The organism is uncultured Hymenobacter sp., assembly GCF_964242765.1.
Taxonomy (GTDB): Bacteria; Bacteroidota; Bacteroidia; order Cytophagales; family Hymenobacteraceae; genus Hymenobacter.
Map to the genome: position 1 here is coordinate 57,413 of NZ_CAXTBM010000009.1, position 21,221 is coordinate 78,633.

Genomic DNA, 21,221 nt, shown 5'->3' on the forward strand with positions numbered 1-21,221 from the left:
TCCGTTTATGCAAAGGCCCTCTTTCCAGCGTCCGTATTCCTTGCTGGCGGTCCTGATCCTATTCGTGCTTATGGTGCAGGTCCGGCTGTGGGCGCCGCGCTGGGATACCCACAACGTGCTGGCCGTGTTGAGCTGGGACGTTATGGGGTATTACCTCTATTTGCCTGCTAGTTTCATCTACGACGACTTATCGTACCTGCGCTTCGTGCCCGACATCATGCGCGAATATGGGCCCAGCACCAGCTTCTACCAAGCTTTTCCGGCCCCCAATGGTCCCGAAGGAGCCTTGGTTATGAAATATCCGTTGGGCTTGGCGTTACTGTACACGCCTTTCTTTTGGCTCGGCCATTGGGCGGCTAGTTTGCTAGGATACCAGCAAGACGGGTTTTCGGCACCTTATCAGGTGGCCATTGCTTTCGGCGGATTGCTGTACGGCCTGCTGGGCTTGGGCGTACTGCGGCGGGTGCTGCTGCGCTACTTCTCCGACGTGGTAACGGCCCTCACCCTCGTGCTGATTGTGTTGGGTAGCAACTACTTCCAGTACGCCGTGTTCGATGCCGGCATGCCTCACACGTACGACTTCACGCTCTACGCCATTCTGCTTTGGGTCACCATTCAGTGGCACGAGCGGCCTCGCCGGTGGTTGGCAGCGGCTATCGGTTTCACCCTAGGGCTACTCATTCTTACGCGCCCTTCCGAGGCCGTTTCCGTAGTGGTACCGCTGTTGTGGGGGATAAGCTCGGTAGCCGCTGCCCGGGCCAAAGCACAACTCTTGCTTCAGCGCTGGCCCGACGTGCTCCTGTTAGGGGCGTTCTTGTTTTTGGGGGTGTTGCCGCAATTGCTGTACTGGAAATGGGCTTCCGGTTCGTTTATCGTGTATAGCTATCAAGAGCAGGGCTTTAGCTTTTTGAAACCGCATACGCTAAGCGTATTGTTTAGCTTCAAGAAAGGATGGCTGACCTACAGCCCCCTGATGGTGCTGCCCCTACTGGGCTTCGTGGTTTTGTGGCGCCACAACCGGAGTATCGGGCTACCGACCCTGGCTTTCTTTCTGTTGAACTTGTGGGTGGTATCGGCCTGGGACGTGTGGTGGTACGGCGGCAGTATTGGGCAGCGCGCCCTGGTGCAGTCGTATGCGGTGCTGAGTTTGCCGCTGGCGGGTTTGCTGGCTTGGGTGTTTGCTCCCAGCCGTCGGCGCGTCATGGTGTGGGTGCTAGCCCCGCTGCTCGTGCTGCTCGTCGATCTGAATCTGTTCCAGCACTGGCAGTACATGTACGGCATCATTCACCCCGAAAATATGACCAGTAACTACTACTGGGCTATTTTCAATAAAACCAAAGTCAGCCAGGACGACTACGCGCTGCTCGATGTAGACACCAGCATTCGGCAAGTCACGCGCCATTTCGAGCGCCGCACGGTGGGCCTGCTCGATTTCGAAAGTATGCCTGCTTCCGATTCTGTGGGCATCACGAATGCACGCGGCTACGAAAGCCGACAAGCCAGCAGCATCGGGGGAGGCCGCCAATACAGTCCGGCGCTGGTAGTGAAGGTGGGCGATGCGCAGCTCGGTCCGGGCCAGTGGGTGCGGGCCTCCTGCCAAGTGTACTCGGATTGGGGCGCCTGGGAAGACCAATTGGTGATGTCGATAGAGCGCGAAGGAAAGTCGGTGGAGTGGAAAGCGGTCCGGCTCGTTACGCCTAACTCGGTAAACAAAGCCTGGAACGAAGTATACTTCGATTTGCCGCTCCCCGCCGACGTCCAGCCCACCGATGAGCTCCGCATTTACGGGCTCAGCAACAACGGTTCCCCCGCCCTCGTCGACGATTTACGCGCCGAGTTGCTCACGCCAACTTCCTCGGCTACGGCCAGCCGCTGAGGCAGTAGCCACTGAACCCCCAAGGGTAGGTAGAATAGGCAGGCTAACCAGCAACAAGCATAACCCGCACAATTATCGATTGTGCGGGTCATGCTTGTTTTACTTCAGGTTGGTTTGCTGCCACCAGGCCTGGCAAGCAGCTAGGTTGTGGGCAGCACGTAAATCCTGGGTTGGCAGCTATTAAATTCCTAGCCCGTACTTCACGATGCAGTAAATAGCGCGGAACCCGTCGCGCCAACCAATTTTTTTGCCTTCGGCATAAGTCCGGCCGTAGTAGCTGATACCTACTTCGTAGATGCGCACATCCGTCACGCGCGAAACTTTGGCGGTTACCTCCGGTTCGAAGCCAAACCGCTTTTCTTCTAGCTTCAGTCCCTGGATAATGTCGCGGCGGAAGAGCTTATAGCAGGTTTCCATATCGGTCAGGTTCAAATCCGTGAACATGTTCGAGAGGAAAGTAAGCACCGCGTTGCCGATGCTATGCCAGAAGAACAGGATGCGGTGGGGCTTGCCCCCCATAAAGCGGGAGCCAAACACTACATCGGCGAAGCCTTTCAAAATAGGCTTGAGCAGCAAGTTGTATTCCTCCGGGTCGTACTCCAGGTCCGCATCCTGAATAATAACATAGTCGCCGGTGGCCTCCCGAATCCCGGTGTGCAGAGCCGCCCCTTTTCCTTGATTTACAGTGTGTTGGAGCAGACGTAAACCCATTTCGGGGTAACGAGCGGCGTACATCTGGATAGCTTCCACTGAATTATCAGAAGAGCAGTCGTTCACCAGAATAATCTCTTTTTGAATATTGTTGACCAGTTTCAGCTCGCGTAGTAGATCCAAAATTTGATGGATTGTACGGCCCTCATTGTAAACTGGGATGACGATAGATAGCTTGTTGAAAGTGACCAAAGCGCGGAGGAAGTAGAAGGAAAATTAGGAAAAATAGAAGGAAAGAGAGTAATAATAGAAATTAATCTTTAAAGTATGGTCAGAGTACCTGAAAAAATGAATATTAACTTTACAGTTAGCTTTTCCTTAGTACTCATTTTAAGTTAATTAGCTGGCTTGTTAATTCACAAATTTCCGGTGCGCCCGCCATCGACTGGCACGTTGATTCCGTTGATGTAACCCGCTGCCTCCGAGGCCAGAAATACCACGGCCGCCGCTACTTCTTTGGCCTGCCCAAAGCGGTTGGCCGGAATTAATTTAAGCATGCCCGCTTCAACCTCTTCCACCGATAAACCGGTTTGCGCAACTCTTTTATCGATGAGGGAAGTGTGGCGCTGGGTAACGGTAGCACCAGGCAGCACGTTGTTCACAGTAATGCCGTCAGAGCCCAATTCGGTTGCCAGGGTTTTCGCCCAGTTGGCTACCGCCCCCCGAATCGTATTCGATACACCCAAGCCCGGCAGAGGCTGCTTCACGGAGGTGCTGATTATGTTGATGATGCGGCCGTAGCCTCGTTCACGCATGGCCGGTACCAACGCCTGCGCTAGCAGATGATTGCAAATAAGGTGCTGCTCGAAAGCTGCCCGAAAAGCATCAATTGGCGCCTCCAAAATAGGCCCGCCCGCCGGGCCACCCGTATTATTAACGAGAATATCGAAGCCGGCCGCCTGCGTGGCCAGATACGCTGATAGCCGCTGGGCCAGCAAGGCAGGCTCGGAAAAGTCGGCTACTAGATAGTCGTGGCTTTGCCCGTTGAGGGTAGGTAGGGCGGCGGCTACTTCGCGCAAACGGCTTTCGTCGCGCGCTAGCAACGTGACGGTTACACCCTGTTGGGCTAGTTCTTCGGCCACCGCGCGTCCAATGCCCTGCGTGCTGCCGCCTACCAAGGCCCGTTGAGAGGAGAAGTCGTATTTCATGGCAACAGCAGCTAAGTTCAGGGTCAAAACTAGGCAAAATACCGTCCTAAACGCGTAAAGCGGCCGGAAGTACCGAACGAACTCATGCGTAAGTTTGCGGAAACATGTGTGGGCTAAGTTGCGCGAGGTCCTATCTGAATTATCGGTCTTGTACGACTAGGTTGCTGCTGGTAGCGTTTATTGGTGAGTTTCTATTCTTCACCTTTCTGCCCAACCTGTTCGGGTTTTTGGTAAGTCCGATAAGGTTCTGGCTGGCCGACGCAGCGTTTGCGCTGAGTGAGTTACGGGCATTTCGGGGAGTAGCCCTACCTGCATAAGGACCCAGCGGGCAGAAGGTACTAGCTATGCTTTGGCCACTACCCTACGTATACTTGTTTGACGCTGGCAGGACGGAGTTTGACTTGTGTCGTGCTGCCATCAAGGCAAAATGATTCTCCGTCCAAGCTGAAGGACTTCCGGCAAGCGTCAGCTATTTGCTGCGAAGCGCATGCGGGGAGGCAGCTTTTGCGTAAGTTCAATGATGTTGCGGGCCGCAAGGGCTACGGCAACTATTTCGTACCTAATTACCCCACGCTATGCCCGTTGCTCGGCCTTTCAACTTTCAAAAGTGGATCGATGAACACCGCCACCTACTCAAGCCGCCCGTCGGCAATCAGCAGGTCTACAAAGACAACCAAGATTTCATTGTGATGGTCGTTGGTGGTCCCAACGCCCGCAAAGACTATCACTTCGATGAAGGCGAAGAGCTGTTCATGCAGATTGAGGGCGATATTGTAGTGAAGATCATCGAAGATGGTAAGCCGGTCGATATTGAGATTAAGGCGGGGGAAATGTTTCTGCTGCCGCCGCGGGTGCCGCACTCCCCGCGTCGGCCGGCGGGTACGGTGGGCTTGGTGCTGGAGCGCTACCGCACAGCCGGCGAGCTAGACGGCTTCCAGTGGTACTGCGAAAATTGCGGCAACAAGCTCTACGAAGAGTATGCCGAAATCACGGACATCGTAAGCCAACTGCCACCCATCATGAACCGCTTCTGGCAAGACGAGCACAAGCGCACCTGCCAAGTATGTGGCACCGTAATGGCGCCACCAGTGCCGGTTGCAGTTCCCGCCGCGTAATTTTGGTGCCTGTTTTTCACTTGTAGTTGCGGCAATGCCCTCGCCTCTTCCTTCCGCTGCTTCGCCGCCTGTCCCGTTGCTTTCCCAGGCCCTTACCGTCGACATTCACACCCACATCTTGCCCGAGCAATGGCCCGATCTGCGCGAGCGGTACGGCTACGGTGGTTTTATTCGGCTCGAGCACCACAAACCCTGCTGCGCGCGCATGATGCAGGACGACAAGTTCTTCCGCGAAATCCAAGACAACTGCTGGGACCCCGCAGTGCGCCTGCGCGAGTACGACAACTTTGGGGTGCAGGTGCAAGTGCTTAGCACGGTGCCCGTCATGTTCAGCTACTGGGCCAAGCCGCTGGACACGCTGGATTTAAGTGAACTGCTCAACGACCATATTGCTGATGTGGTGCGGCGCTACCCCGCACGGTTCGTCGGGCTCGGCACTCTGCCCATGCAGGCGCCTGATTTGGCGGTGCGCGAACTGGAACGGTGCATGCAAATAGGGCTGGCGGGCATCCAAATTGGCACCCACGTCAACGACTGGAACCTCGATGCCCCGGAGCTGTTCGAGGTGTTTGCGGCGGCGGAAGAACTAGGCGCCTGCGTATTCGTGCATCCCTGGGACATGATGGCCCAACAGAAAATGCCGAAGTACTGGTTGCCCTGGCTGGTAGGCATGCCCGCCGAAAGCACGCTGGCGCTTTGCTCGCTGATATTTGGGGGCGTGCTAGAGCGGCTGCCACGCCTGCGGGTAGCGGTGGCGCATGGTGGGGGCTCGTTTGCCAGTACCATCGGGCGCATCGAGCACGGCTTTAAAGTGCGCCCCGACCTGTGCGCCGTCGATAACAACGTAAACCCGCGCCAGTACCTGGGCCGCTTCTGGGTTGATTCATTGGTCCACGACCCGCTCATACTCGACTACCTGATGAAAACGCTCGGGCCCGACAAGATCGTGCTGGGCACCGACTACCCATTTCCGCTCGGCGAGCTGACGCCCGGCGAGTTGATTCAATCCATGCCCTGTCCGGCCGACGTAAAAGCGCGGATGTTGGGTGAAAATGCTCTGGATTGGCTGGGGCTGCCTGATTCACATTTAATGAAAATTCTGGCGGGGCGGTAGCAGCCTATCGGCGTACCTTTGCCTTCGATGACCTCTTTTGAACCCACTCCCGACTTCGCCGCTCAGTTAGATGCGCAGGACCCGCTGCGCGAATTTCGCCACCAGTTTCATATTCCGCTGGCTCCTGATGGCCAGGAAAGCGTGTATATGTGCGGCAACTCGCTGGGGTTGCAGCCGCGCACCGCTCGGGCCGCCGCCGAGCGTCAATTCACGAATTGGGAGGAAATGGCAGTGGAAGGCCATTTCCGGGGCGATACGCCTTGGCTGAATTTCCATGCGCGGCTCACTGAAGCTACGGCTCGTGTAGTGGGCGCCCAACCTGTGGAAGTGGTGGTAATGAACAACCTAACCACCAATCTGCACCTGCTGCTGATTTCCTTTTACCGGCCGACCATTTCCCGTTACAAAGTGCTGATGGAAAGCGGCGCCTTTCCCTCCGATCAGTACGCGCTGGAGTCGCAAGTGAAGCTGCATGGCCTCAGCCCCGACGATACCATTGTCGAGCTAGCACCGCGGCCCGGCGAACACACCTTGCGCACCGAGGATATTGTAGCCAAAATCGAGGAGCTAGGTGGTTCGCTGGCCACCGTCATCATGGGCGGCCTCAACTACTACACCGGCCAGGTCTACGACATGGCGGCCATCACCGAGGCCGGGCACGCAGTGGGGGCGAAGGTGGGATTCGACTTGGCTCACGCCGCTGGCAACATCCCGCTGCACCTGCACGACTGGAACGTGGACTTTGCTTGCTGGTGCACCTATAAGTATCTGAACTCCGGCCCCGGCGGAGTGGCCGGGGCTTTTGTGCACGAGCGGTTTGCCAATCAGCCCGAACTCTTGCGCCTAGCCGGCTGGTGGGGCCACGACGAAGAAGAACGGTTTAAGATGCGCAAAGGCTTCCGGCCTATGCGCGGCGCGGCAGGCTGGCAGCTTTCCAACAGCTCTATCCTAACCATGGCCGTGCACGAAGCGGCCCTAGCCGTGCACGAAGCCGCGGGCGGAATGGCGGCCCTACGCAGCAAAAGCGAGTTGCTTACTGGGTATCTGGAGTTCTTGATCAAGCGCCTTCAGTTGCCCAAAACCCATTTGGAAATTATTACGCCCCCCAACTCTGCCGAGCGGGGTTGTCAGCTCTCCTTGCTGGTGCACCGCAATGGCCGTGCGCTGTTCGACCACCTGATGGCTGCCGGTATCATTGGCGACTGGCGCGAACCCAACGTAATTCGGCTGGCGCCGGTGCCTCTCTACAACTCGTTTCAGGATGTGCAACGCGTCGGTGCCGTACTGGCGGAGTGGGCCGCCACGCAAAAACTGGCATAGGCAAGCGAAGCGTTGCACCGCCGGCTTGTTCTTTGCCACGGCTTAGAGCAGCACAAGTAGTTGAACCTACAGGCGGTAGTTGCAGCTAATTATTGGTGTCGTACAACATTTCGGGCATTATTCGTCAAGTAGCGGTGTTTTACGTTCTATTACCTAACTCCCGTCGTCTTTCTATTGAAGCATAGTGTCATGGCTGATGAATACGCGGAGAAAATGTCCCGCAAACCTCTTTCTGAGCTGCTGCTTTACGTGCAAAACCGCACTGAATACCGTGAGGATGCTGTTTTAGCGGCTCTCGATGAATTGGAACGGCGCGGCGAACACCCTACTGACGCCGCTGCTCTTCGAACGGAACTGCGGCCTATTGTGGAGCAGCAGCGGCAGCAGGAGGCTGCTGTGGTGGCGGCTAAGCCACTCCTAGGCGATACATCTGCTTCGGTGTCGGCCGACGAAGAAGCGCCCGCCCTATACTCGCCGGGTACTATCGTGTTGTTTTCGATACTACCCATATCTATGATGATAGGGGGCGGTGTACTGCTCGGAATCAATCTGTTTCGGCTCCGGCGCATGCGGGCCCTCTTGGGTTTGGTCGTATTTATTGTTGTGTACATGGTGGTGGGGTCCCAGATCCTAACCTGGGCTGTTTTGCAGCAAGGACTGAACCCATTCCTTGGTACGTTGCTCTTCAATGTGCCCGCCGTATTAGCTTACTTGCTGTGGTTCTGGCCGCGTTATGTGCACACCGACACCTATCGGAGCAAGAGCATTCTTCCACCCATCTTCATTTGCTTTCTGATTGTTTGGGGCCTGCAAAAAGCAATGCCGTACCTTATCAAACAACAACCCAAGGAGGTGCAGGTGGAAATGGAAAAAATGATGAAACGGTAGGCGTAGCTTACCTGAATGCTCAACTCCGTGCCTCTCACTCACCTGTCCTTGCCGCATGCCGATGTGCTGCTCGACCCTTATTTTCTCGCCCCGGAGGTTGCCGCTAGCCTATTGGACGAGCTGTCCAACACCATTGCCTGGCGACAAGAGCCGATCAAGCTTTTCGGGAAGGCGGTAATGCAACCGCGCCTAACGGCTTGGTACGGCGACCCCACGTCCCGCTATTCCTATTCCGGCTTAGCGCTGGACCCGCAGCCCTGGACGCCCGCCTTGCAGCAGCTGCGCCAGCAGGTACAAGCTGCCACGCAGGCTAGTTTCAACAGCGTCTTGCTCAATCTGTATCGAACGGGTCAGGACAGTATGGGGTGGCACGCCGACGACGAACCCGCGCTTGGGCCTGCACCTATTATTGCGTCCGTAAGCCTGGGGGCTGCCCGCCGGTTTCGCCTGCGGCCGCGTGATCCTAGCCAGTTGCTCCACCCACCAGTTTCGCTGGATTTGCCAACTGGGAGCTTGCTACTTATGGGCGGTACCACCCAGCAGCACTGACTGCACGCCGTCCCAAAAACAGCTCGCCCCACTGCTCCCCGCCTCAACCTGACGTTCCGGTTGATAGTCGATGCTAAGTAGCTGGGCTTGGTGGATTGGTTTCTGATTAGCAGATAGTTGAGGTCTGCTATTGCGCCGACGGATACCAGTCGGCCGATATTAAAACTAAAACCACGGTGTGCTCTGGGCGCTGAGCGTCAGTAAGTGGCTTACAATCAGAAATTCAAGATGAACTAGTAAAAGGCGCAATAACTACAAAAACCGCCCGTAGGCGGCTCATGCTTACGCAATGTATGGCGCGAGCATAGCTCCTTGGCGTTAGTAGCGAATATCCGGATGACCACCCAAATTCGAACAGTCGCTGCTGCCAATCAAAAATTCGCCAATACGAAAAACTTCCTTGCTGTCGTGCTTGGTTGAATCCGAAACGGGCACAGAAATCGAATTGCAGTCTTGGAGGTCGAATACAACGATTGGCATACTAGTAGGCAGTTGAGATGGAGAAGCCGAGCCAGCCACAACGAAGCAAGGAGAAGATGGGAGAGAACTTGAGTGTTGAGCTTTGCGAAGAAGCTTCGGTTTAAACCTGAGTTTTTGTTCAACTGCTTCGTTTTATAATTCAAATCTAGAGTGCTTAATGGTACACAAGTAAGGTTTCCGATGAACCTAGGGGGAAAACAAGTCGAACCCTCCCGTTTTTCCGGTGAACTGCTTTTTGCTGGACAAGTTGAAATTGATGTTGAACAACTAGCTTCGCCGCTCTTACCGTATAGGTCTTCTCTATGTCTGCCGCCACACCATCTGCCACTACACCTGCCGGGACTATTGCCGAGCCACTCACGCTTATGGGCGCGGGCCTAGTTGGGTCGCTGCTAGCGTTATACTTAGCGCGGCACGGCCATCAGGTCGACGTATTTGAGCGCCGCGCTGACCCGCGGTTGGCCGGGGTTCTGGAAGGTCGCTCCATCAACCTCGCCCTTTCTGACCGGGGGTGGCGGGCCCTGGAAGGAGTAGGTATCGGCGATGAAGTCCGCCAGGTAGGCATCCCCATGTACGGCCGGATGATGCACGACCAGCGCGGCCAGCTCACGCACCAGCCCTACGGGCAAGACAACCAAGCTATTTACTCGGTGTCGCGGGCAGGGCTGAACCGCAAGCTGCTGGATCTAGTGGAAGCCGAACCCGGAGTGTCGCTGCACTTCAACCAGCAGTGCCTGAACGTAGACCTGCGCGAGCACACGCTGCACCTGCGCGATGCCGTTACCGGGCAGGAGCAGGTTCGGCCCTTTCGTCGCTTGTTCGGTACCGATGGGGCCTACTCGGCCGTGCGCAGTGCCATGCAGAAAACCGACCGCTACAACTACTCCCAGAGCTACCTCGAGTACGGCTACAAGGAACTGCACATTGCGCCCGGCCCCGGTGGCGCCTGGCAACTCGAAAAGCACGCCCTGCACATTTGGCCCCGCGGGCAATACATGATGATTGCCCTGCCCAACCTGGATGGGTCATTTACGTGCACGCTGTTCTTCCCGTATGAGGGCCCGCACTCGTTTGCCGCGCTGCAAACTCCGGCGCAAGTGCTGGCTTTCTTCGAGCAAGTATTTCCCGATGCCGTGCCCCTGATGCCCGAACTAGGCGTCGATTTTTTTGAAAACCCAACCGGCTCCCTCGTAACCGTGCGCTGCTTTCCGTGGGCTTTTGATGACGATGTGCTGCTGATTGGGGATGCCTCGCACGCTATTGTGCCGTTTTATGGTCAAGGCATGAATGCCGGCTTCGAGGACTGCTCGGTGCTCAACGGGCTGCTAGCCCAGTACGGCACCGACTGGCGCACCATCTTCCAACAGTTCCAGACCCAGCGCAAACCCGACGCCGACGCCATGGCTGACTTGGCCATCTACAACTTCGAGGAAATGCGGGACCGGGTGGCCGACCCCCGGTTCTTGCTACAGAAGAAGATAGAAAGTGAAATTTCCGCTCAGTATCCGGGCCAGTGGCTACCGCTTTACTCGCAGGTTACGTTCTCGCACATTCCTTACGCCGAGGCCCTGGCCAACGGTCAGCGGCAGGAACGTATTATGAATCGTCTGATGCCCTACATTCAGACCGAAGCCGATTTCCAGCTAAACCAAGTGCAGGAGTTGTTGCGCGAGGAAATGAGCAAGCTGCACTAGCGTGGGTGAGCAATTTAAGTGTCAGGTGTACCTGCGCTTCTGTTGTCCCGATTTATAGCCGCGCTAGGTTAACAGAGCGCCCACGCTGAACCCCACTACCAGTGCTACTCCCAAGGCAAAACCAGCCCATACTTGGGTGGGAGTGTGGGCGTCGAGAGCTAGCCGGGCGCTAAGCACCGTGCCCGCCAGCAAAATGCTGGCTAGCAGCCAGCCCATAGTGAAAGCATTGGGGGCATCGCGCACGTAGAGCACCGCCATCAAACCCACTGCCCCCCCAACGCCCACCCCGTGGGCGCTTATCTTCCAGCGCAACGAGACGAGCAGGGTAAGGAAAACCGCTGCCGTCATGCCCACCAGCATGGTGCGCAACAAGGCATCAATGGCCTCTGGAAGGTTGTTCAGCAGCACCGTGGCTGCGCCGAAGCTAAGCGTAGCGAGCAGCAAGGGCAGGGGCCGTTGCTGCCGCTCCCGCAGTTCCAGGGTACCTGTTATCAGGCCTCGCCACAGCAACAACGCAGTACCCGCCGATGGCAGCACAAACGTGAAGAGCACCACCAAACCGGTTAGCTGCCAGCGGTTGGGCGGCAGAGGGTGCAGCACCACGCCCGGCAGCTGATAGCACACCACATAGAACAGGTAGCTCGGGAGCAGCAACGGATGGCCGACCGCCGAGAAAAAAGTGGCAATAGCGCGGTTCAAGGAATGGCTAGGAACTTTGGTCGGGTCAGACTTAAAACCAAAGCTACTAAACCCACTGGCTTTTGTAGGTACTTGTCCTATCTTTAGCAACCTCGTGCCTAGCGCGTACGCCTATTGCTGTTAGAACCATTTATTCACCTCACTCAACTATATGATACGTACGATACTCGGACCTCGAGGGCGACAACTTTTACTTGGCTTAGCCACGACGGGCACCCTGGCAGGGGGCGCGTGGTGGTGGCAGCACCAACCCAACAATGCGGGTACGCCGCAAGAATTGCGCGAAGATCGGGAAGAGGAAGAAGAGGAGCGAGATAGAGAAGACCGGCCCGACTTGGCCATAGAACAGGAAGTGGCGCGCACCATGGACCCCGCTACCGGGACCGTACCGCGTGAGCGGTTGGTAGCGGCCCAGAAATACGCGCAACAGCTGGTAGCGGAGCGAGCCAATCAGCGACCCGCGTCGGGCAGCCTCACGCTGACGCAGTGGGCCGAACGCGGACCCGCCAACGTTGGGGGCCGAACGCGCGCACTACTCATTGACGCCGCTGATTCGAGCGGGAATACGGTGTGGTGCGGCTCGGTGGGCGGTGGCCTGTGGAAAACCTCCAATGGACTCGACCCCAACGCTACGTGGCAGAGCGTAGACAACTTCTTTTCCAACTTGGCTATCACTGCGTTGGCGGCTGACCCACGCAATGCCGATGTCATGTATTTCGGCACGGGCGAGGGGTTTCTGAACGCCGATGCTATTCGGGGGGAAGGTATTTGGAAGAGCATCAACCACGGTCAAACCTGGGAGCAGCTAGCCAGCACCAGAGGCGTTAACTTCCAGTACGTCCAGAAGCTGCTGGTTCATCCTGCCACTGGCGACTTGTATGCGGGCACTCGCGCGGGCTTGTTTCGCAGTTCCAACGGCGGCTCAAGTTGGATTAAAGTGCTCGGAGCCGGCGTGGGGGCTTTGGTTGACCGTATTGCCGACATTGAAATTGCGGCCGATGGGAAGTTGTTTGCCACGGCCGGCATCGGACAAACGGATGGCATCTATCGTTCCCCCACCGGCGACGCCAACACTTGGACCAAGCTCAACACCCTCACCGACTCTGGGCTGCCCACTACCGGCTACGAGCGCATCGAACTGGCGTGCGCCCCCAGCCGGGCCCGCCGCGTGTACGCCATCATGGAAAGCGCCAGCACCGGCGGCGTACTCAACCTGTTTCGTTCCGATAATGGGGGCGACACCTGGGTAACCATGACCTTGCCCGGTGGCACCGCTACGGCGCTGGCCAGTAGCCAAGCCTGGTACGACCTGCTGGCCGGCGTATCACCTACCAACCCCGACCTGGTTTATGTGGGAGGCTTGGATGTATTCCGTTCCACCACGGCCGCCGATGATCCGGTTATCTGGACGAAAGTATCGAACTGGACGGCGGCGCGCACTTCGGCTGGCTTCCTCCACGCCGACCACCACGCCATTGCCTTCGCTACGCCCGACATCTGCTATTTCGGCAACGATGGCGGCGTGTCCGTGACCACGAATGCTTCGGTGGAAAGTCCGGCTGCCCCCGTCTTCAGTACCCGCGTGGGTGGCCTGAACATCACGCAGTTCTATGCCTGCGCCGTGCACCCCACCAACGTAAACTACTTCCTGGCCGGCTCGCAAGACAATGGCACTCAGCTCTTCAACGGGGCCGGCGTGGTGAGTACTACCACCGCCACCGGCGGCGACGGAGCATTCTGCTTTATCGACGAAGACGAGCCTCAGTTCCAATTTACGAGCTATATCTATTCGCAGTACCGGCGCTCCATTAACGGCGGCAGCAGCTTTGTCACCCAAAACATAAGTACCACGCTGGGTTCCTTTATCAACCCCACCGACTACGATAGCCGTTCCAACGCTATGTACGGCGGCTATGGCGCCAACCAGATGTTCCGTTGGCTGGATGCTACCACCACGGCGGCTACCACGGCCACGGCGGTGTCGTTGCCCGGAGCCGGCACCGTTACGCACGTAACCGTATCGCCGAGCGTGCTCAACCGGGTGTACGTGGGTACCAACTCGGGCCGGGTCCTGCGTATTGATTCCACATTGAATGTGGCGCCGCGGACGCCGGTTATCACCGAAATTCGGGTGCCGGCAGCTAGCCCAGCACCAGGCTCTGTTTCGTGCGTAGCCGTAGACCGCAGCAACGAGCAGCACCTCGTAGTAACCTACTCCAACTACGGCGTAACCAGCGTGTGGGAAACCACCAACGGCGGCACGGCGTGGCGCAGCGTGGAAGGCAACTTGCCCGACATGCCCATCCGTTGGGCCTTGTTCGACCCCACCGACGGCAACCGCATCATGCTGGCCACCGAGCTTGGCGTGTGGGTTACCGACAACCTCACTGCTAGCACCGTAAACTGGCAGCCCGCCAACAATGGCTTGGCCAACGTGCGGGTAGATATGCTGCGTATGCGCACCTCCGACAAGCAAGTGGCCGCCGCCACCCACGGCCGGGGCCTCTACACCACCGACGCCCTACGAGTACTGAGCACCCGCGGCCAGGTCGCCGCTCCCAACAGCTTCGTGCGCAGCACGTATCCTAACCCGTTCCGCGAAACGCTGAACGTAGAGCTGGACCGGCCGGCTGTTGCTGGTACCAGCCTCACGCTTAGCGACATGCAGGGCCGCGTGGTATACCGCACCACAGCCCGCACGGCCGCGCAACAGCTCACGGTGCAGCCGCCTATCAGTCTCGCCACCGGCACCTACGTGCTGACGGTGAAAGGCAACGGCCAAACCGCTACCCAGCGCGTGGTAAAGCAATAAACAACAACTTGTCCACCAAGAAACAGGTCCGAAGCGCATTGCTTCGGGCCTGTTTCTTTGAATAAGAACGTGAATCAGTTGAGTGGAATTCGTTTTTGTTTACTGCGTCTCTACAACTCCTTCCGCAGCCTCGCCACTGGAATGTTGAGCTGCTCGCGGTACTTGGCTACCGTGCGGCGGGCAATGTTGTAGCCGCGGGCGTTGAGCATTTTTTCCAGCTTATCGTCGGAGAGAGGCCGGTCTTTTTTCTCGCCTTCAATGATTTCCTTCAAGATGTGCTTCACTTCCCGGCTCGATGCATCCTCGCCCGAATCGGTGGCAATGCCCTCGGAGAAGAAGTACTTGAGTGGGTAAATACCAAACTCCGTCTGCACCGATTTTGAATTGGCTACCCGGCTCACGGTACTGATGTCCATGTTGATTTCCTGGGCAATATCCTTGAGAATCATCGGTCTGAGCTTGCTTTCGTCGCCCTCCTGAAAGAACTCGCGCTGGTAGCGGACAATGGCATCCATGGTGCGGAGCAACGTGTTCTGGCGCTGCCGAATGGCATCAATAAACCACTTGGCCGAGTCCAGCTTCTGCTTCACAAACGTGACGGCCTCCTTCAGCTTCTTGTCTTTCTTGGCACCCTTATCATAGGCCCGGAACATTTCCGTGTACGCCGGCGACACGCGCAAATCAGGCGCGTTGCGCGAGTTGAGCGTGAGGTTGAATACGCCGTTGTCGTTGGTCAAAATGAAATCGGGAACAACATACTGCGCCTTGCCGCCGCCTACCGGGCCGCTGCCGCCGGGCTTAGGGTTTAGCCTGAGAATGAGGGCAATAGCTTCTTTTAACTCGTCGTCTTCCAGGTCGAGGCGCTGCTGAATGCGCTGGTAGTGCTTCTTGGTAAACTCATCGAACGTTTCGTTCAGAATCCGTTCGGCGTGCTCGGTTGCTTCGTCTTGCGGACGGCGTTCGAGTTGCAGCAACAGGCACTCCTGTAAGTCGCGCGCCCCAATGCCGGGCGGGTCGAAGCTCTGCACCAGATGCAGCACAGCTTCGATTTCAGGCACCGACGTTTCGATGTTCTGCGAGAACGCCAAGTCGTTGGCAATGGCCGATAGGTCGCGCCGGATGTACCCGTCGTTGTCGATGGAGCCGATTAGCTGGCGGCCGATGGCTTCCTGCTTTTCATCGAGGTCGGCAAAGCCTAGTTGGTCGATCAGACTGTCGATGAGCGAGCCGCTGGTGTCGGCCAGGGGCATCTCTCGGTCGTCTTCGTCTTCGCCGGGACCGTCGCCCTGCATTTTGTAGCCCGCAATTTCGTCGTCGTTGAGGTAGTCGCTCAGGTCGAGGTCGTCGTTGCTGCTGCTTTCGCTCTGCTCAAGGGGTTCATCCTTGGCGGAGAGGTCTATTTCGGGTTGCTCTTCGGCTTGGCTGTCGTTATCGAAGTCTTCGTCGAGCGTGTTGTCGGGGTTGTCGAACTCGGCATCCGGGTCATCGAAATCATCGGTATCCTCCGCCGAATCATCGTCGCGCTCCTGGTCCTCCACTTCGTCGTCGGTTTCGTCGCCTTCTTCCAAAGCGGGATTCGCCTCCAACTCCTCCTTGATGCGGGCTTCTAGCTCCGCCGTCGGGATTTGCAGCAGTTTGATGAATTGTATCTGTTGGGGCGACAGCTTCTGCGAGAGAAGCTGCTTCATGTCCAGTCTTTGCATACTCTAAAACTCGTACGCCCTGTTAGGATGAAAACGGAGGCGGTTAGATCAAATATAGGCCTTTCTGTACTTGCGTTTCAGGTAAAATGTTGGGTGAGCCATGGCCGCAGACAACAATTAATCTGCCTGAAATCCCAACAATAAGATGGAAGCAAGGATAAATAGGGCACAGCCAATTCAAGCTGCCCATCACCCCAACAAGACACTACATTTTACACAGAACGAAGTCGAACACCGCTGGGTTCGCGCAGCCGGCGGCAGCACTTACTGAGAGGGGTTTTCGCTGCCTTTCCAAAAGTCCTACCTTTACCGATTCCATACCAAGTATTAACCCCGAGAAGTAACGTTTCGATGTCCGACCTCCGAAAGACCAGCGTGCAGGATCTGCTTGGCAGCACCGACCTGGACCGTGAAGTGCTAGTACGCGGCTGGGTGCGCACCCGCCGCGGCAACAAATACGTGCAATTCATTGCCCTCAACGATGGCTCTACCATTCATACTATTCAAGTGGTAGCCGATGCCGAGAAGTTTCCGGAGGAAAATTTAAAAGAAGTAACCACCGGTTCTTGCCTGGCCGTGCGCGGTAAATTGGTGGCCTCGCAGGGCAAAGGACAGGCCGTGGAAATCCAAGCTTCGGCAATCGAGGTGCTGGGCACGGCCAATCCGGAAGAGTACCCGTTGCAGAAGCGCGGCAGCGACCAGAAAGGTATTTCCTTGGAGGCTTTGCGGGAAATAGCGCACCTACGCCCGCGCACCAACACATTTGGGGCGGTGCTGCGCATCCGGCACGCCATGGCGTTTGCCGTTCATAAGTACTTCAACGACAACGGTTACTTCTACGTCCACACGCCCATCATCACCGGCTCCGATGCCGAGGGCGCCGGGCAGATGTTCCGCGTAACCACGCTACCCGAGGTAAACCCGCCGCTCGACGAGACGGGCCGGGTGGACTACAAGCAGGATTTCTTCGGCAAAGCCACCAACCTCACCGTCTCGGGGCAGCTCGAAGGCGAACTGGCAGCTATGGCCCTGGGGAAGATCTACACGTTTGGGCCGACTTTCCGGGCCGAGAATTCCAACACCGCCCGCCACCTGGCCGAGTTTTGGATGATCGAGCCCGAAGTGGCCTTCAACGACTTACAGGACAACATGGACCTGGCCGAGGACTTTCTCCGCAGCTTGGTGCGCTACGCCCTGGAGCACTGCCCCGACGACTTGCAGTTCCTCAACGATCAGTACGACAAGGAGTTGCTGAACCGGCTTACGTTTGTTGTTGACAACGAGTTCCAGCGTCTTACTTACACCGAAGCAGTAGAAATCCTGAAAACTGCCAAGCAAAAGTTCGAGTTTCCGGTGGATTGGGGCACCGATTTGCAGTCGGAGCACGAGCGGTATTTGGTGGAGAAGCACTTCAAAAAACCTGTTATCCTGACCAACTACCCCAAGGAAATCAAGGCGTTCTACATGAAGCTGGACGAGGACGGCCGCACCGTGCGGGCCATGGACGTGCTCTTCCCCGGTATCGGCGAAATTATTGGGGGTTCGCAGCGCGAAGAAGACCTGACGAAGCTCAAGACGCGCATGGCCGAAATGCACGTGCCCGAAGACGACCTCTGGTGGTACCTCGACCTGCGTCGCTTCGGTACCGCCCCGCACGCGGGCTTCGGCCTCGGCTTCGAGCGCCTTATTCTCTTCGTTACGGGCATGGCCAACATCCGCGACGTTATTCCCTTCCCCCGCTTCCCGAAGAGCGCGGAGTTTTAAAATTAAAGTTATACATAACTGAAAAAGGCGGCTGTGAGGCCGCCTTTTTCAGTTAACAGTAATTCCGAAGCTCTTTGTCGTCAACGGCTACCAGCGCGTCGAGTCGCAGTTCGAATCCATCAGCCAAACGAAGGTATTCCACTTTGTCCTTGATAAACAGGTCTTGGATAGTGCCTTGGTAAGTGCTTGGTGGCGTGTCGGGTTCGGTGCGGTAGGTGAGGGTGCAGACCTGCTGGGTGGTGGCACGGGCTTCTAGCTCGTCGTAGAACGAGCAACTAATGGGTTGATAGGCAGTAGGCATGGTGGTGGGATACGTGGAGAGGTTAGGCTTAGAGGCTATTCAAATAGGCAAGAACCTTGTCCTTGCGACACAGGAGGAATCAGCTTCCTCAGATTCATTCTGCGTCGCAAGGGCAGTACCTTATTTGGATAGCATCTTGGTACGAGAAACAGCATGTGTTCGGTTCAGAAAGCTATTTTAGGACTTCTTAAGAAATGAAGCCTCGACCATTGCATCAGATTTGCTGGGCGAAGTAGATAAGCTAAAAAGCTGTTGCTAAGCGAAATGTTCGAGTGTGAAGCGCCTTAAGGCCGGCGTAGCTCATACTCCTTCACGGCCGTTTCATGGAGTAACTGGTTGTAGTCTTTGCCGGTGGTAGTTGCTTGTTCCCAGAGCTTGTCCTGCACGGCTGGCGACTGTTGCAACTCCTGTTCTAGCGCCTGGATGCGCGCCTGATCGGCGGCAGTAAGCGGGAAGAACATAGCGTAGGCATCGGCACTAAAGCCGTTGTCGAAGGATACCAGATTCTGCTGATTATAAAGCAGCAGGATTACATCTTGGGCTAGTATTTCCTTTTTACGGTCGAGAAGAGCTACTTCGCGGCTGAGCGGCATGTCGGATCGGGCGCCCATTTCCACTAGATTGTTGTAGTACCAAAACTGCGTTTTGTCGCTGAACAGGCTTGGGATGTAGGGGTAAAAGCCAATCAAACCGTAAACGAAACTGTCACCAACGACGAGTAGGTTAGGACGTTGTTGAGTGGGTTTGCGACGCCGGAACGTTACATCGGGGGAATTCATGCGGTACGCCGGCGGCTCCCAGAGCACATTCAAGGCTTGGGCGGCATCGTTGTCGGAGTCGAGGGGGTGGTTGCTGATGCTGGGGCCGGTGGCCGCATAGTCTGGCAGGTCGAAGTGGCCGCGCTGCTCGATGTAGCGAAACAGAGAATCGGCCGCCAGGGGAATGCCGTAGCCACTCCAATGCACTCCACCCCGCGGAAACAAGGGGTACGAGGCCGTGTCCTTCCAGCGCTGGAAGGCTTGCGCAAGATCAAGCAGGTTGATGCCCTGCGCTTGCATTTGCTTGGCGTAGGCCGCGTAATTAGTTGTGGTTCGGGGCTGACGCTTGAAGTAGCTGGGGAAGTGGTCGGGGTAGAAATTAGCTTTACCGGGCGCAATGGCAAAAACCAGCAGAATCCCGCGTTTCGCCAGCGTGTCCTGCACGGCCTTCAACCGCCGCACATTTAAGCATACGGCTTCGTTGCCCTTGAAATCCTGCCCCAGATACGCCCGGATTCCTGCTTCTTCAAATAAGATATCATCATCTCCAACCACTACCTGGCTGGCTCTGGCCGCCCTGAAAAGTGAATAAGCCAGTTGGTTGCGCACCCGGATAAGCAATGTCCGGAAACCAATATGGTCTTCCACGTATTTTTCCAGGGCCAACTGATAACTGTTATCGAGCAGGCCTGACCAACTAAAAACGGGGGCGGAGGCTTTCTGCGCGTAACCTCCTAACCGGCCTATTTTGAATACGGGAAAGCGAGCCTGCAAAGCGGGTACGGACAACACGCCAATCAGCAAACCAAGAAAAATCCGTTTTAAACCTTGGGAAGAAAAAGCCGCCACTCCTTAGAATCTGAAATAAATGAACGGATTGAAAGAGCTTCCTAGGATAGCGCCTCCACTCAGCACCAGTAGCACCGCTGTAACTAGCGTGAGGCCAGCGGTGTAAGGCAAGCTCAGTTTCTCGCTGAACAAGGATACTTCCCAACGCTCGACGGGTGGCCACGCGGCTATAAAGGAGCCTACAGCAGCTAGTAGCAGCACCGCCCAAAATTCGTTGTTGAGGTAAGGCAGCTCCCCCATGCCTCCGCCAAACATCTGCTTTAGATAGGCATAAGCGCCGGCCAGGCTTTCGGCCCGGAATAGCACCCAGCCGACCACTGTAACCAGAAAAGTGGGAACAAGGCTGAGGGCGCCCAGCCGACTAGTGATGCGTAGCAAAAACAGTCGGTCAAGCACCAGAAACAGGCCGTGAAAAGCGCCCCATGCCACAAAATTCCACGCGGCGCCGTGCCAGAAACCGGAGAGAATAAATACGGTGCAGAGGTTGATATAGAGCCGGCTGGGTTTCACCCGGTTGCCGCCCAACGGGATGTAAAGATAGTCGCGCATCCAGCGGCCGAGCGTGATGTGCCAACGCTGCCAGAACTCGGTGATGCTGCGCGAAACGTAGGGGTTGTTGAAGTTCTCGGGAAACTGAAACCCCATCATCCGACCCAGGCCAATAGCCATATCGGAGTAGCCCGAGAAGTCGAAGTAGATTTGGAAGGTATAGCTCAGGGCACCCAGCCAAGCCAGTGGTGCTGACAGCTCAACTGGATTTAGTCCGAAGATGCGGTCTGCTTCCTGCCCTAGCACGTTGGCAATGAGCACCTTTTTGGCTAACCCGATTCCGAAGCGGAACATGCCCGCCAGTTTGTGGTCGATGGTGTCGAAGGCGCGGCGGTCGGTGAGCTGGCCGGCTATTTCGTGGAAGCGAACAATGGGCCCGGCTATCATCTTGGGAAAGAGCATGATATAAAGCAGAAAATCCCAGAAGCTGCGCAACGGCCGGTTCACCCCCCGGTATATATCAATGGTGTAGGTAAGCTTTTCGAACGTGAAAAAGGAAATGCCAATGGGCAGCATCACCTTTTCCCACGTCAGTTCCGACCCACCCAGGGCGGTCTTGACTGCGCTGAAATTTTCCAGAAAAAAGTTGGCGTACTTGAAATAGAACAGCATCGCCACATTGATAACAACACTTGAAATCAAGTAGATGCGCTTCTGCCAACTCTCAGCCCGATCCATGAGTTGGATGAGGAAGAAGTTGACCACCACAGAGACTAGAAATAGGGCTAAGAAACTGAGGCCGCCCCAAGCATAGAAGGCTATGCTCGCCACCAGGGCCACTGCGTTTTTAAATTGAGTGGGAGCGAGAAAGTACAGCAGCAGAAAGCTTGGTAGAAAGTAAAACAGAAAAACAGTACTACTAAATACCATAGAACGCAGCGTGAGCAAAGT

At 56.4% G+C, this 21,221-nt stretch carries 17 protein-coding genes; 9 read left to right on the forward strand and 8 right to left on the reverse strand.

All coding sequences use genetic code 11. From position 1 onward, the window contains the following. Positions 1-7: 7 nt before the first annotated feature. Positions 8-1,876, forward strand: a complete 1,869-nt coding sequence (locus ACFE7X_RS05500) for a hypothetical protein (RefSeq protein ID WP_375434663.1) — start codon at positions 8-10, stop codon at positions 1,874-1,876. 180 nt (positions 1,877-2,056) lie between these two features. Here ACFE7X_RS05500 and ACFE7X_RS05505 read toward each other — a convergent pair whose 3' ends face one another. Next, positions 2,057-2,779, reverse strand: coding sequence for a glycosyltransferase family 2 protein (locus tag ACFE7X_RS05505; RefSeq protein ID WP_375434664.1), 723 nt, complete (start codon positions 2,777-2,779; stop codon positions 2,057-2,059). A 164-nt stretch (positions 2,780-2,943) separates the two neighbouring features. Further along, positions 2,944-3,735, reverse strand: coding sequence for an SDR family oxidoreductase (locus tag ACFE7X_RS05510; RefSeq protein WP_375434665.1), 792 nt, complete (start codon positions 3,733-3,735; stop codon positions 2,944-2,946). A gap of 575 nt (positions 3,736-4,310) precedes the next feature. On the opposite strand from ACFE7X_RS05510, the gene ACFE7X_RS05515 reads away from it, so the two are divergent. The 5 genes from ACFE7X_RS05515 to ACFE7X_RS05535 all read left to right on the forward strand — a co-directional run bounded on the left by ACFE7X_RS05515 (position 4,311) and on the right by ACFE7X_RS05535 (position 8,721). After that, the gene (locus ACFE7X_RS05515) at positions 4,311-4,850 is read left to right on the forward strand and encodes a 3-hydroxyanthranilate 3,4-dioxygenase (RefSeq protein ID WP_375434666.1); all 540 of its coding nucleotides are present in this window, start codon (positions 4,311-4,313) and stop codon (positions 4,848-4,850) included. Between the two features lie 34 nt (positions 4,851-4,884). Further along, positions 4,885-5,964 (forward strand): amidohydrolase family protein, encoded by a 1,080-nt coding sequence (locus ACFE7X_RS05520; RefSeq protein WP_375434667.1) that lies wholly within the window; start codon positions 4,885-4,887, stop codon positions 5,962-5,964. Between the two features lie 27 nt (positions 5,965-5,991). Beyond that, the gene (gene kynU / locus ACFE7X_RS05525; protein WP_375434668.1) at positions 5,992-7,284 is read left to right on the forward strand and encodes a kynureninase; all 1,293 of its coding nucleotides are present in this window, start codon (positions 5,992-5,994) and stop codon (positions 7,282-7,284) included. Positions 7,285-7,497: 213 nt separating this feature from the next. Then, on the forward strand, positions 7,498-8,172 hold the full coding sequence (locus tag ACFE7X_RS05530; RefSeq protein ID WP_375434669.1) for a hypothetical protein: 675 nt from the start codon (positions 7,498-7,500) through the stop codon (positions 8,170-8,172). Positions 8,173-8,187: 15 nt separating this feature from the next. Continuing rightward, entirely contained in the window at positions 8,188-8,721 is a 534-nt protein-coding gene (locus ACFE7X_RS05535) for an alpha-ketoglutarate-dependent dioxygenase AlkB (RefSeq protein ID WP_375434670.1), read from the forward strand. Between the two features lie 318 nt (positions 8,722-9,039). On the opposite strand, the gene ACFE7X_RS05540 is transcribed toward ACFE7X_RS05535, so the two are convergent. Next, positions 9,040-9,201, reverse strand: coding sequence for a hypothetical protein (locus tag ACFE7X_RS05540; RefSeq protein WP_375434671.1), 162 nt, complete (start codon positions 9,199-9,201; stop codon positions 9,040-9,042). A gap of 302 nt (positions 9,202-9,503) precedes the next feature. On the opposite strand from ACFE7X_RS05540, the gene ACFE7X_RS05545 reads away from it, so the two are divergent. Further along, positions 9,504-10,895: an FAD-dependent oxidoreductase gene (locus ACFE7X_RS05545; protein ID WP_375434672.1), complete on the forward strand. Its 1,392-nt coding sequence runs from the start codon at positions 9,504-9,506 to the stop codon at positions 10,893-10,895. 63 nt (positions 10,896-10,958) lie between these two features. Here the strand turns inward: ACFE7X_RS05545 and ACFE7X_RS05550 are convergent, their stop codons facing one another. Further along, positions 10,959-11,594, reverse strand: coding sequence for a hypothetical protein (locus tag ACFE7X_RS05550; RefSeq protein WP_375434673.1), 636 nt, complete (start codon positions 11,592-11,594; stop codon positions 10,959-10,961). Positions 11,595-11,745: 151 nt separating this feature from the next. Between ACFE7X_RS05550 and ACFE7X_RS05555 the strand changes: the two genes are divergently transcribed. Continuing rightward, positions 11,746-14,406: a T9SS type A sorting domain-containing protein gene (locus tag ACFE7X_RS05555; protein ID WP_375434674.1), complete on the forward strand. Its 2,661-nt coding sequence runs from the start codon at positions 11,746-11,748 to the stop codon at positions 14,404-14,406. 110 nt (positions 14,407-14,516) lie between these two features. On the opposite strand, the gene rpoN is transcribed toward ACFE7X_RS05555, so the two are convergent. Continuing rightward, positions 14,517-16,109: an RNA polymerase factor sigma-54 gene (rpoN, locus tag ACFE7X_RS05560; protein WP_375434675.1), complete on the reverse strand. Its 1,593-nt coding sequence runs from the start codon at positions 16,107-16,109 to the stop codon at positions 14,517-14,519. Positions 16,110-16,460: 351 nt separating this feature from the next. Between rpoN and asnS the strand changes: the two genes are divergently transcribed. After that, entirely contained in the window at positions 16,461-17,873 is a 1,413-nt protein-coding gene (asnS, locus tag ACFE7X_RS05565) for an asparagine--tRNA ligase (RefSeq protein ID WP_375434676.1), read from the forward strand. A gap of 52 nt (positions 17,874-17,925) precedes the next feature. On the opposite strand, the gene ACFE7X_RS05570 is transcribed toward asnS, so the two are convergent. From ACFE7X_RS05570 to ACFE7X_RS05580, 3 genes are all read right to left on the reverse strand, one after another. Further along, entirely contained in the window at positions 17,926-18,174 is a 249-nt protein-coding gene (locus tag ACFE7X_RS05570; RefSeq protein ID WP_375434677.1) for a hypothetical protein, read from the reverse strand. Between the two features lie 284 nt (positions 18,175-18,458). Then, on the reverse strand, positions 18,459-19,721 hold the full coding sequence (locus ACFE7X_RS05575; RefSeq protein WP_375434678.1) for a hypothetical protein: 1,263 nt from the start codon (positions 19,719-19,721) through the stop codon (positions 18,459-18,461). A gap of 63 nt (positions 19,722-19,784) precedes the next feature. Beyond that, the gene (locus ACFE7X_RS05580; protein WP_375434679.1) at positions 19,785-21,200 is read right to left on the reverse strand and encodes an MBOAT family O-acyltransferase; all 1,416 of its coding nucleotides are present in this window, start codon (positions 21,198-21,200) and stop codon (positions 19,785-19,787) included. Positions 21,201-21,221: the final 21 nt, after the last annotated feature.